The 12,204-nt window shown below is 47.6% G+C and carries 14 protein-coding genes; 8 read left to right on the top strand and 6 right to left on the bottom strand.

From position 1 onward, the window contains the following. Positions 1–350 precede the first annotated feature (350 nt). Positions 351–1,679 carry an MATE family efflux transporter gene (locus QOX26_RS07380; protein ID WP_283674326.1) on the top strand — a complete coding sequence of 443 codons (1,329 nt, stop codon included), beginning with the start codon at positions 351–353 and terminating at the stop codon, positions 1,677–1,679. A gap of 154 nt (positions 1,680–1,833) precedes the next feature. On the opposite strand, the gene QOX26_RS07375 is transcribed toward QOX26_RS07380, so the two are convergent. The 3 genes from QOX26_RS07375 to QOX26_RS07360 all read right to left on the bottom strand — a co-directional run bounded on the left by QOX26_RS07375 (position 1,834) and on the right by QOX26_RS07360 (position 3,963). Next, complete coding sequence (locus tag QOX26_RS07375; protein WP_283674325.1) at positions 1,834–2,400, bottom strand: transposase; 567 nt, start codon at positions 2,398–2,400, stop codon at positions 1,834–1,836. A gap of 11 nt (positions 2,401–2,411) precedes the next feature. After that, a protein-coding gene (locus tag QOX26_RS07370) for an IS3 family transposase (RefSeq protein WP_442870215.1) occupies positions 2,412–3,532 on the bottom strand; the annotation gives its coding sequence in 2 pieces (ribosomal slippage) (positions 2,412–3,298 and positions 3,298–3,532; 1,122 coding nt in all). A 191-nt stretch (positions 3,533–3,723) separates the two neighbouring features. Then, complete coding sequence (locus QOX26_RS07360) at positions 3,724–3,963, bottom strand: hypothetical protein (protein WP_283674322.1); 240 nt, start codon at positions 3,961–3,963, stop codon at positions 3,724–3,726. 196 nt (positions 3,964–4,159) lie between these two features. Between QOX26_RS07360 and QOX26_RS14385 the strand changes: the two genes are divergently transcribed. Then, the gene (locus QOX26_RS14385) at positions 4,160–4,288 is read left to right on the top strand and encodes an IS3 family transposase (protein WP_442870214.1); all 129 of its coding nucleotides are present in this window, start codon (positions 4,160–4,162) and stop codon (positions 4,286–4,288) included. A 118-nt stretch (positions 4,289–4,406) separates the two neighbouring features. On the opposite strand, the gene QOX26_RS07355 is transcribed toward QOX26_RS14385, so the two are convergent. Further along, a complete protein-coding gene (locus QOX26_RS07355) occupies positions 4,407–5,354 on the bottom strand; it encodes a hypothetical protein (RefSeq protein ID WP_283674321.1) in 948 nt (315 codons plus the stop codon). Beyond that, the gene (locus tag QOX26_RS07350; protein ID WP_283674320.1) at positions 5,351–5,812 is read right to left on the bottom strand and encodes a hypothetical protein; all 462 of its coding nucleotides are present in this window, start codon (positions 5,810–5,812) and stop codon (positions 5,351–5,353) included. Before QOX26_RS07350 ends, QOX26_RS07355 begins: the two co-directional genes overlap by 4 nt. Before the next feature lie 101 nt (positions 5,813–5,913). On the opposite strand from QOX26_RS07350, the gene QOX26_RS07345 reads away from it, so the two are divergent. The 6 genes from QOX26_RS07345 (at position 5,914) to QOX26_RS07320 (ending at position 9,854) form a co-directional block, all read left to right on the top strand. After that, a complete protein-coding gene (locus QOX26_RS07345; protein ID WP_283674319.1) occupies positions 5,914–6,168 on the top strand; it encodes an XRE family transcriptional regulator in 255 nt (84 codons plus the stop codon). A 97-nt stretch (positions 6,169–6,265) separates the two neighbouring features. Further along, positions 6,266–6,634, top strand: a complete 369-nt coding sequence (locus tag QOX26_RS07340) for a DUF3846 domain-containing protein (RefSeq protein ID WP_283674318.1) — start codon at positions 6,266–6,268, stop codon at positions 6,632–6,634. 79 nt (positions 6,635–6,713) lie between these two features. Beyond that, positions 6,714–7,817: a zinc-binding protein gene (locus QOX26_RS07335; protein WP_283674317.1), complete on the top strand. Its 1,104-nt coding sequence runs from the start codon at positions 6,714–6,716 to the stop codon at positions 7,815–7,817. Positions 7,818–7,820: 3 nt separating this feature from the next. Further along, the gene (locus QOX26_RS07330; RefSeq protein WP_283674316.1) at positions 7,821–8,756 is read left to right on the top strand and encodes a class II glutamine amidotransferase; all 936 of its coding nucleotides are present in this window, start codon (positions 7,821–7,823) and stop codon (positions 8,754–8,756) included. Between the two features lie 14 nt (positions 8,757–8,770). Next, positions 8,771–9,058: a hypothetical protein gene (locus QOX26_RS07325; RefSeq protein WP_283674315.1), complete on the top strand. Its 288-nt coding sequence runs from the start codon at positions 8,771–8,773 to the stop codon at positions 9,056–9,058. Positions 9,059–9,287: 229 nt separating this feature from the next. Then, positions 9,288–9,854 carry a recombinase family protein gene (locus QOX26_RS07320; protein WP_283674314.1) on the top strand — a complete coding sequence of 189 codons (567 nt, stop codon included), beginning with the start codon at positions 9,288–9,290 and terminating at the stop codon, positions 9,852–9,854. A 95-nt stretch (positions 9,855–9,949) separates the two neighbouring features. On the opposite strand, the gene QOX26_RS07315 is transcribed toward QOX26_RS07320, so the two are convergent. After that, complete coding sequence (locus QOX26_RS07315) at positions 9,950–12,073, bottom strand: hypothetical protein (protein WP_283674313.1); 2,124 nt, start codon at positions 12,071–12,073, stop codon at positions 9,950–9,952. Positions 12,074–12,204 lie beyond the last annotated feature (131 nt).

Here is a 12,204-nt window from a genome sequence, read left to right as displayed (position 1 = left end):
CCACCTCCGTTTCGGCTGGCTTCATTTTACCAACTCCTCGGAGGTTGTGCAGTCTTGGCGAAAAACTGTGCACTTTATGTGTCGAAAAACTGTGCAGTTCTATTGGCTGAAAAGTGTGTACTTTATCTTACCATTTACAGGGGAACCGATCCGCGCTGCGTAAGCGGTTCGCGCGCGGTTTGTCTATGGCAGCCTGATGAAAATAGGCTTTGACATGGAAATGTGACCTGTGATATAATTATGACGCTCACTCGGAGGGCAAATCATTCGCAGAAATGATCGGCCGGATAAGGTGACAAGCTGAAACGCTTGTTTTCCTTATCCGGCTTTTTTGCGTTTAGGAGGAAATTATGGATTTATTAAGCGGAAACATCAAAAAGGTCTACCTGAAGTACCTTGCCGCCGCCTTCGGCAGCGCCTTAATTACGTCAATTTACGGCGTTGTGGATATGGCGATGGTGGGGCAATATCATGGGCCGTCAGGCTCTGCGGCGATGGCAGTCATCGCACCGATTTGGAACATCCTCTACAGCTTTGGACTGCTTACCGGCATTGGCGGCTCGGTGCTGTTCAGCAACCTGCGCGGCAAGGGCAGCACCGACACGGAAGATCAGGAGTATTTTACGACCGCCGTGCTCCTGACGATTGCATTCGCCGCGGTGCTGTGGATTTCGCTGATTGCGTGGGAGGAGCCGCTGCTACGGCTGTTCGGCGCAAATGATGCGCTGCTGAGTCTGTCAAAAAGGTATCTGGTTCCGGTGAAGTTCGCAGTGCCGGTGTTCCTCTTCACCCAACTGCTCGCCGCGTTTTTGCGGAATGATTCCGATCCGGGACTCGCCACCAAAGCCGTGCTGTGCGGCGGCGTTATCAATGTCGTCGGTGACTATCTGCTGGTGTTCGTATTGGATTTGGGGATTATGGGCGCAGGCATTGCGACGGTTGGCAGCGCTGCGCTGTCGCTTCTTGTCATGTCCACGCATTTCCTCAAAAAAACCAATACGCTGCGATGGGTTTGGCCCGGGCACTTTTTTGTGAAAGCGGCACACATCCTGACAACCGGATTTTCCACTTTCTTTATCGACATTGCCATGGGTATTTTGACAATGCTGTTTAATCGCCAGATTATGCGATATGCCGGGACGGACGCGCTTGCGGTATACGGCATTATTGTCAATATCAGCACCTTTGTCCAGTGCTGTGCTTATGGCATCGGGCAGGCGTCGCAGCCCATTCTTTCCACCAACTACGGTGCGCAGAAATGGAATCGCATTCGCAGGCTGGTGCGCTATAATATGGTGACAGTATTGGTGGTCAGCGTCGTTTGGTTTGGCCTTGTCGTAAGCATGCCGAATGGGTTTGTAAGGCTGTTTATGACGCCTACGGAATCGGTGCTGACGATTGCGCCCTCTATTTTGCGAATTTATGCGCTGTCGTTCCTGCTGCTGCCGCTCAATATCTACTCCACTTACTTCTTTCAGTCTGTCATGAAGCCGGGCATTTCATTTCTGGTTTCGATTGTCAGAGGCATGGTGGTGAGCGGCGCCCTGATTCTAATACTCCCCGCCGTGTTTGGCGGAGCGCTACTGTGGTATGCAATGCCCATTACAGAGCTTTTTGTGGCAGTTTTTGTGATCCTCTATATGCGAAAAACGCTGCTTGCGCCCGTCGGTTCAAATTAATCCCAATTCAAAGGGCGGCGTGCTGCTTCTTTGACAATGCTAATTCTGTTTACAATAATTCATATCTAAGGAATCTCTGAACAAATGCCGCAAATTGAGCAAAACACACGAGATAGAGTAAAACGAGCGCCATGGGCGGCAAAAAGATCGAAATTTAGACGTTCGGATGCCCGCTGTTGTCGCTTTTGCGGATTTGGGCGCACGTTATCCCTTGTCTTGCCTTCTGCGCCTTCGCTTGGCTATCGCAAGCATATAGAGATTGGCGCATGCAAACATGACGTACAGCCGATTTGCGGTGTTCGATCTGCTGCTCTCGGTCAATGGCATTGTCGGAAACCTTGGGAAAGCTGTGAGGATGGCAGTGGATACGGTAGTTAATTGCCGACAAATGTGCATCGTCCTGCATCTTGGGATCGCGTGCTTTCTCCGTGTTTTTTGTGGAGCCGGGCGCGTTGATGATGGTTGCGTCTACGATTGTTCCGCCCTTCATCATGTGGCCGGCAATCTCCATGACGCGGCTGATGGCGTCGGAAAACAGCTTGTTCAGGCTCTTTTTCTCCGGCAGATGGCGGAACTTGCAAAGCGTCGTTTTGTTGGGGACGGTTTCAGTCATGAAGTCGATATCGGTGAGATTACGCATGGAATAGCTTCCATAAATTGCACCCTCGGTGGCTGGGGCGGACAGGTTGAACCAGATTTGCAGCAGGTATATCCGCAGCATCCGCTCGGTGCTCATGGGTGGATGACCGCGTTTGAATAGGGCGCAATGACACCCGCCCACGCGTCCCGGGGGATAATCTCAACCATAATTTCGAGAAATTCTTCCCGTCGGGTTATCTTTATCCGACAGCTATATTCGAAATCTATGAAGGTCTGTTGCTTTTGGAATGTCAACACTATTCCGTACAGTAACATCTTAAAATTCGCTTCGGCCACTGCATTGTTATACGGATAACCCTTCATGCTCAGCGAACGCTTGATGTGAAAAACACCCAGCATTTCGTCAATGATCTGGTTTTTGAACTCGCTGCCGCGATTAGTGTGGAACATCTGTATTTTGCTTAAATCGCCCTTGACCGTCGCAAATGCGTCGTAGACAAGTGCAGCATCCTTGTGGGGACCGGCGCTGAATCCGATGATTTCGCGGTTGTATAAGTCAATGAATACGCAAACATAATTCCACCTGTAATTGACGCCTACATACGTCAAATCGCTGACCACGACTGCATACTTTTCTTGACCGTGAAAGCATCGGTTAAGTTCATTTTTGGTTGCAGATTCATTGCATTTCGCCTTGCACGGACGGAATGCGGCAACGGTATAGGCTGAAACCAGCCCCAATCGCTTCATAATACGGCAAATGCGTCTGCGCGAGATTTGAAGTCCTTGTTTCTCAAGCTCTTTCTTGATTTTGCGACTGCCATAGACATCTCGATTGGCATGAAAAGCAGTTTCAATCTTGGCTTCTAATGCTGTTTCATCGGGTTTGGATGAGACCTCATAATAGTAGCTGCTTCTACTGATTCTGAGGCACTTACAGATTGCTGATATAGAGTATTTGTGCGCGTTTTGCCGTATCACAATTGCTTTCGTCCGAATATCAGCGCAGCTTGCTTTAAAATGTCGTTCTCCATCAGCAGTTGCTGGTTCTGCTTGCGCAGACGCAGCAGCTCTTGCTGCTCGGGCGTTCGGTTGTCTGCTTCCTTGGTCGAACCGGTTGCGTTGATGCGCTCAATCCATCGGTTCAGTGCAGACGGGGTCAGGTCATACTCCCAGGCAATTTCTGCGCGCGGCTTTCCGCTGTTGTATAACTGCACCATTCTCCGTTTCATTTCTATCTCTGTATTATACATGACCTTAACAAAACTGTTCAACTAAGTGTAGCCATTCCAGCCGTGTCGCTAGTGTCTCCCTCTCGGATAATCTGCCGTATACTGCTTCCCAAAAATTACATAAAAATGCTCCTTTGCGCAAGTTGAGATTCATTTCTATTCTCACCGCAAAGGAGCGCTTTGACATATTCTAATCAATTTAATCAGTCAGACTACTTTAGACGAGTGGATGTTCCTGTTGCAGCTTTCAGCCCTAAGTGTTGTCGTTCTAACTCTTTCCACTGCATCTCTAGCTCCTCAAAATTCTGGAGTGCAGCAATCATCTGCGGAGAATCGTACGGCATCTGCATAGACACCAACTGCCGCAGTGTCTCCCGCGCCCCTTCCAAATCCACGCCAAGCGTGTAAAGCCGTGCTGCAGATTGGAGTAATAAGTCTTTTTGCGTATACAATGTTTATCTCCCCCATCTATAAGCATTCACATAACAGAATTGAGTTGATCCAAATATGCCCAACTGTTCCGACATAAATCCTGAGCAATTGGCTGGTATCAGTAGCCTTGTATCTGTAATAGTGCTTCCCCGCCCGACCAAAATCCTATCAAGGTATTGAAATACCAACTCATTTGGAGGGGCATGTTGCAAAACTGTGAATCCTTATAACCACGCCACTATAGGTTCCTTTTTTCACACTCTAAAACGAGAACTTGCTTGGGATGCCCACCACGACAATCCCGAACAAGTCCGCTTGGATATTTTCAAGTACATTGAACCCTAAAACGTATCCATTCCACCCAATCTGATCAAACCCTCTATTATTTGAATCTAAAAACCCCTAAACTTCCTATTTGATTTTTCTTGCTCTTTCCAATGAATAGACTGAAAAATCTCTAACCTTACCACTTTTTAAAATTCTGAATATTGTCACAGGACACTCCATCAGGCGAAATGTTTATCACATAACCCTTATCCAAAACCTCCCGATATTCAGGATCGCTGGGATCAAGCGTGATAGATGCATAAGCACCATACACACTGCAGCCGAGTTGGCTTTCGTTAGAAAAGTATATAGCACCATCATTCGTCTGCATATATCCGCTAATTAGTCCATCCGGAGAGACATCGGTGATATAAAGTGCAATCGAATAATAGCCCAAATCTCCGACATAGGTCCCTGTGATGTCGGTACTTAGTGTGAAACTGCTGCTAGTGGAATAAATGCCGCTTGTTATATCGAGATTCGTGCATTTCCACCCGATATCTGGCCAGAACTCCATCCAGATGGTGTTCGTGCCGTCAATATAGGATGTGCCGCCATCAGTGAGTCGCCCAGTGTATGTAAGCGCGGCATTTGGTATCGCGGCGGAAAGATCGTAATCCTGCAAGGTGATTTCGGCGGAGTAAATGTCTTCGGCGATATATGCCCATTCCTCGTCCCAACCAACGACACAATCCGCCGCAGATGGGGGTCCAATCGGTGACGCTTCATATGAATCCAGTGCAAAAGATTCTAACATCCATCCGCCTTCTGAATATTTGTGATAGTAAGCAGTGGCAGATCCGGTATACTGAACAGCTGAGTTATCCGCAGTGAAATCGAACCACACGGTATCTTCGGAACCTATCGTGTCGCGCTTTGCGATATCAACCTTGGAAATTGTGTAGGGCAGGATAGCAAAAGAGTCAATATCTGAAACAGACTGAATGCTCAGGCTGCTTTGAAAGTCACCGGCCTCTAAATCCTGCTTGAGCTTGGATGCATTAGGGGTGGATTGCATGCATCCACATAGCATAGCGGTCATTACGACAATCATTGAGAGAAGTATATAATATCGTTTTTTCATGATCCATCTCCTCGCTGTGCCCCTGCTTGCTGTTGTTTGATACGCTGCACATGATTAGCGGTTTGTCCCATTACGTCTAAGATACGATCGATGCTTGATGGACTCTGATTGAGCGTAGCGCTTTCAACTTTTGCACGGCCATCATTCATTACGCGAAACGTAATCGTAAACGGAGTAGGGTGTCGCATGAAGTCATAATTGGCAATACCGGATACGGAAATCAGGTCAGAATCTGCATTCGTCTGGGTGCTCGACCAGAATAGACTGGTGTTCATAGAACGAGCGACTTTATCTAACGAAGCATCCCCCAACTGCTTGAATTGATAACTGCGGACAGCGGCTTCTGCGTTTCCATCGGTAGTTTTCATTTGATATGGAAATTGAACAGATACGGCGCTCCTTGTTCCCATTCCAAGCAACAAAATTCCCAAGCTAATGATTATTAATGCTTTTTTCATATCGTTACACTCCCTTATTATTTTCTATTATATTTGGTAATGCCAAATTATGCAACAGCAAAATTCACTATACTGATAAAAAGCAATCAGTAGGTGATGAAATGAATAAGCGCAAACTAGCACTCGGCAACCGAAACATCGTCGGTGCGCGGGTAACAGAAGCCCGTAATCAGATCGGGCTCAAGCAAAAAGATTTGCTGGCTCGCATGCAAGTCGCAGGTGTGCCGATTAGTCTTCCAGCATTGTCGCTTCTCGAAGGACAAAAGCGGCCAGTGTCGGACATTGAACTAAAAGCACTGTCGGAAATCCTAGAGGTTGATGTCCGATGGCTGTTGGGGCAGATCGCGAAACCATAAACCCACAACGACAGATTTAACGTATATATTATAATGATAGAAGGACCCGAAGCATTGTGCTTCGGGTCCTTACTTTGTTTTGGGGAGTTTCATGATTATGAAAATTCTATTATTGGAACCGCATATGGCTCCGCAGCAGGTTGAAATCGGAGACGGACTGGCCGAGATGCAGGCTGTTGTAGGCGGCCCTATCGAAGCTGTTTATCCGTTTGATGAATCTGTTGCACTGATTTGTCATGAGGAGGGCAAGCTTTTGAACCTGCCGCTCAACCGAGCGCTGCGGTATCCGGAAACAGGAGAAATCTACGACATCATCGCAGGCACATGTTTCCTCTGCGCTGCTCCACCTGACAGCGAACAGTTCGAAAGCCTCAGCGAAGAACAGCTGGCTCGATATACTAAGCTGTTTGAACGTCCGGAAGAGTTTCTAAACCTTGATGGCCAACTAATCTGTGTTTTAAATTAGTCATAAGCATTGCAGGTACATCAACACAAAACGCTCACCGTAATCGGTGGGCTATTTTCATTTCTAGGAGGAAAATGACATGGATACCAATACATTTGTCTGTGAACACTGCGGCGAAGAATTCCCGCTCGATGAGGCCTTCCGCTGCGGAGAAGATTTATTGTGCCGTGAATGCGCAGGAGAGCACAGCATTCTCTGTGATGAGTGCAGACAGCGCATTTATCGCGATGACGACCAAGGGGACGCCTATCACGTGCTGTGTGAGGACTGCTTCGAGCAGCATTACACCCGATGTGATAACTGCGGCGGACTCCTTCGTAGCTGTCATGCCTATCACCCAGCTTGGAACGACCAAACGCTATGCGAAACCTGCTATGATGAGCAGGAAGACTCCAGTCCCATCCACGAATACAACTACATGCCGGATCTTGTATTCCACGGAAAAGGACTGCGTCATTTCGGCGTGGAACTCGAGATTGACTGCGGTGGCCAGAGCTCCGCCAACGCGAAGCAGATTCTTGAAGCAGCGAATCATGATGCGGAGAATCTCTACATTAAAACAGACGGCAGCTTGGACGATGGCATGGAGCTAGTCACCCACCCCATGACTCTGGACTATCACATGAGCGAGATGCCTTGGGCGACAGTACTCAGCGAAGCGCTCCGCATGTACTACCTGAGTCACCGAGCGCAGACCTGCGGGCTTCACGTTCATATCTCGCGACTGGCATTCGGATGTACATATGAGCAACAGGAAACGGCCATTGCCCGCCTCGTGTTCTTCGTCGAGAAATTCTGGCCGGAGTTACTGCGCTTCAGCCGGCGGACGCAGAGTCAGCTTAACCGTTGGGCGGCCCGATATGGAATGAAGCTATGCCCGCGTGAGGTGCTCGACCATGCCAAGAACTCCTGTGCGGGTCGATATACTGCCGTTAACCTCACCAACAGCGAAACGATTGAGATTCGTATCTTCCGCGGAACCCTTAAACTGAATACCTTACTGGCCACGCTGCAGATGGTAAATCACCTCTGCGACGTGGCTGTTTTGCTGTCTGACGAAGCACTTCAGGATATGAGTTGGTTCGACTTTCTGGAGCGCATCACGGAGCCGGAGTTGATTTCCTATTTAAAGGAACGGCGGCTATATGTCAATGAGCCGGTGGAAATGCGGGAGGAGGCATAATCCATGTGCAGCGTATTTGGACTAATAGACTATAATAACGTGCTCAGCGCAAAAGAAAAGAACCGAATACTCGGCGTACTGTCCCATGAGTGTGAAGTGCGTGGAACGGATGCTACCGGCATCGCCTATAATTACAACGGTAGACTTCGCATCTATAAACGCCCGCTTGCAGCACATAGGCTTCGCTTCCGGGTGCCAAATGGCGTGAACGTCATCATGGGCCATACCCGCATGGCCACTCAGGGGGATGCAAAAAGAAACTATAATAACCATCCGTGGCTCGGTAAGGCTGAGCATGCTCAGTTTGTGTTGGCACACAACGGGGTTCTCTGGAACGATGACGAACTCCGCATGCAGCTGCCCAAGACCACAATCGAGACCGATAGCTACGTCGCCGTACAACTTCTCGAACAAAACAAAGCCCTCGACTTTGACAGCCTGAAGAACATGGCTGAAACGGTCGAGGGCTCTTTTGTATTCACGGTATTGGATGGCAAGGATAATCTGTTCTTTGTCGTGGGCAATAACCCGCTCACTATCTTTCGTTACGAGGGCTTCGATCTCTATGCCTCCACCAGTGAAATACTTCGAAAAACCATCCGCCGGCTGCAACTCGGCAAGCCAAACGAAATCATCGAGCCGGAGGAGGGTGAAATTTTGAAGATTGACCGCAATGGACACATCACCTGCAGCAGCTTCATCCCGCATCACACCTTCTCACACTGGTGGCGAAATGCGCCGTATTACGGCTCATACCTGCTCGAAAACACCTCGTTTGAAACAGATTATCTGATTGATGCCGCCAAAGCCATGGGTATCAGCGAAGATGAGGTGCAGGCGCTGCTCGACTATGGCTGCACGACCGATGAGATTGAAGAACTGCTTTATGACCCGGCATTGCTCCATGAGTTGACGGGTGAACTGCTATATGCGTACTAAGGAAGGAGAACAAGATGATTTCGATTCCGAGCGCCAATCAGACGCGGCAAGAAACCACGGGAACCGGCTTTGAAGAAGCGGTAAAATCCGTCGTCCGCGCGATTGAACAGGCCAGACAAGAAGGGCGGCTAGACTGCAGCTTCAATCCCAGCCTATATCGATGTATCGATGTAGATGGAGCAAGCTGGTGCATTAACTACTATGATGCGGTAAAACAGGAATTTCAGAAGAACGGCTACACCTTTCGTCCCACCGGATATATCGGCGGCGTATGGCAGCGAACAGAGCATATCTGCTGGTAATTTCATGAGCACAGCGAGGGAGGTGAAATAGCATGAATCTTGGCACCATCATCATGGCCGCAGGTATGATCCTGAGCGAGCTGTTGGACAGTGATGACGAGGACGATCCGTGTCAATAGGGTATACCCTATTGACATAGTCTGAAAGTGTGGCAATAGGGTCGGTTTCAGGGTTTTGACATATGTCAGAATCCAAGCCGACCCTATTGAAATATTAGGAGGTAATTTTATTGAACATCGGATACATACGCGTCAGCACAGAGGAGCAGAACACCGCCCGACAGGAGGTGCTGCTGCGCGACCTTGGCGTGGACGAGCTGTTTATTGATAAGGCAAGTGGGAAGAACGTCAATCGCCAAGAACTGAACCGCATGCTTGAATATGTCCGCAAGGGTGACACGGTGATTGTCGAGTCGATTAGTCGCTTCGCACGTAACACGCGGGACTTGCTCGAACTGGTGGAACGACTAACTGCCAAAGATGTCGAGTTTGTCTCAAAGAAGGAGGCCATCGACACCACCACCCCAACCGGCAAGTTTATGCTGACCGTTTTCGCTGCAGTAGCCGAATTAGAGCGCGAGCATATTCTCCAACGTCAGCACGAGGGCATCGCGATTGCCAAGGAGCAGGGGAAATACACCGGACGAAAACCGCAGCCATTGCCGGAGCAGTTTGACACAGTTATTTCCTGTTGGCAGTGCGGTGAAATTACAGCTGCTCAGGCAATGCGGAAGCTTGGAATGAAGCCGAATACGTTTTACCGGAGGGTGGCATCAAATGTGAGATGCACTGGCTAAAATCAGTGTGAGTTGTGTAGTGATATATTGTTTTCAAAATGCCTTTTAAACCGGGGGAATCCCCGACTTCCCCGGTCTTCATTGCGCTATTTGTTCTAAATATCTTGCGCTAAAGGTGAATATAAGAATAGTTCTTGTGGTAGCGTCCGATATGTTAGAGTCTCGATTTGGCTCTCCATCTCATCGTAAATCTGAGCCCGTATTTCATATTCCAGAATGTTCTGTATGCTATCACGGATGCTGTATGCACGCCCTGATTTTTGATAATCAGCATACTTTGTTACCTGCCACATTAGGTTGTGGGTTTGAATGATCTTATATAAATACTTCGTGATACAAGATGTTGGTGCAGCATAGAGCAGAAATGGGCGATAGTCTGTAATATAATTTGGATGCTCACTCAATAGTTTCTTAATCTTACGGGATAGTCGCTGCATTGCTGGTAAGTGCATATCTTGCAGCAGCAGCGCAGATAGCTCTTCGTATGGAGAGTAGAGTGGGTCGGTATTATTTCGAAGATATGTGTTGGGGGAAGTCGGAGCTAAATAGCGTGGGCGGTTAGAAAAGCAGTTTTGGATGTTGTCTGCAAGCACCCCTTCCATATTGCCGACTGGGTGGCGATAATTGATTAAATATCGCCAAATCGGGAACTGGACTTCTCCGTAATCTGTATTGTTACTGTTGGACTGATTCCTATCATCTAATGATATCAAGTCGCGTTTCTTTAATAGTTCCCCATCGGAAACCATCATAATATCGTCATCACAGTTTAAATGGTGGTATAGCATTCCATATCCAGTTGTTAATGCGAACCCCCAATCGTTGTAGTACTCCGCATCACGCCTAAAGGGACATTTATCCGGACAGTATTCATCCTCAACTTGTGGTGCTATAATACGTGCCCATATAGTAGCATTGCTGTATGGTGTATCTGCACATTTTCCCGGCGTTCTTCCGAGCAGACATACCTGACATGTCCTACCGAAAAGGTGTTTTAGTTTTTGATATAGCACAAGGTTGATTGCCGCGCGCCGACCAGTCATAGACGTCATGTTTTTAATACGAGCAGGCTTGGCAACCTGCTTAATCTGTTTCACAAGTTTGTGCCGAGGTTTTTCTTTGGAACATTGCAATATTGTTTTCGTTGCGCCTGAAAAGGCGTGGTAGAGGAATAATGGTGTTAATCGATGCCATTCTTCATTCTGGAAACAAGAATTCAGTAGCCTGTGGATGGCTTTATAATATGGGCGCTCCTCGAGATCGTGTTTCACTGTATATAGAATGTCCTCATACTCCTCTTTTCGTACAGCGAAAAGCGCGGAACGGACATATTTCTCAAATACTTCTACGGTTTCCTTCAGTCGCGTGTTAAACTGTTCTGCCCTGCACGGCAACGGCTCTACTGGGCAATGACAACTCAATGTATTCAATTCTTCAATCAGACGGTAACTACATAGCTGATCGTCTTTCCGGCACAGAATCTGAGCTTTGATTTCACCGTAGTGGCGTTGGTTTTCTTCCCAGAAGTATTCGTGTGCAGTCGTTGGAATCCACTCTTTTTCGCAAACTATCCTTGCTCGTCGATGGTTCTCCAATGCTGCAGCGTAAGGATAAATCAGACGATCCCGCATTTGAGTATTAGGGTTGTGCAGTAGCTTCTTAATGCTTTCAAGAGAAATGGGTGCATGAGGTTCAGGGGTAAATAGGGACCGATAAAGGCTTTTTACATCATTTATTGCCTGTGTATCGTCGCATTTAATATTTTCTAATTTTGTTATACCTTCGTTTAGCAATTCTATAGGTGTACGCTTCATTTCGTCCCATGGGTTTTCTTTTAATAAAAGCGTATCCAATCCGTAGGCTGGTGCAATCAGAGCTCCATCTCCTGGGAGATTTCCAAGATCGCGTTGCTCTGCGAAATAAAATGAGCGATCAGATAGGAAATAAAGCAGCAGTTCTTCCGAACAGGTCGATTGTGACACCATCCACGCGGCGAATCTCAGTTTACATAAGTAGGGTTCGTTAAAGCCTATCGCGGCAGCGTGAAATCGATTATGGGCGTCGTACAGCTTGTGTTTCTCGTCTTTATTAAGTTCTGTGCAATGAAAACTCGGATTGACTTGTCTAAGGAACTGATTCATCTCGTCAAAATCGCTTGCTTTTTCAATCAGCATATTGGGGTTGGCCTTGCGATACTTCAACACGTATTCATGTGTCACATCCATCGCCTCCTCAAATAAGCATAATACGATTGAATATAAATTTCAATTGAAGTTTATTTCGATAATTCGCATAGTCGAAAGGATTTACGCGAAAGAAGTTTGGATGTATGCTGATATTAGATTAAATG

Origin of the sequence: Butyricicoccus sp. Marseille-Q5471 (assembly GCF_951230135.1) — a bacterium.
Taxonomy (GTDB): Bacteria; Bacillota; Clostridia; order Oscillospirales; family Butyricicoccaceae; genus Agathobaculum.
Note: the sequence above shows the minus strand (reverse complement) of the source record. Positions and strands in the feature narration are given on the sequence as shown.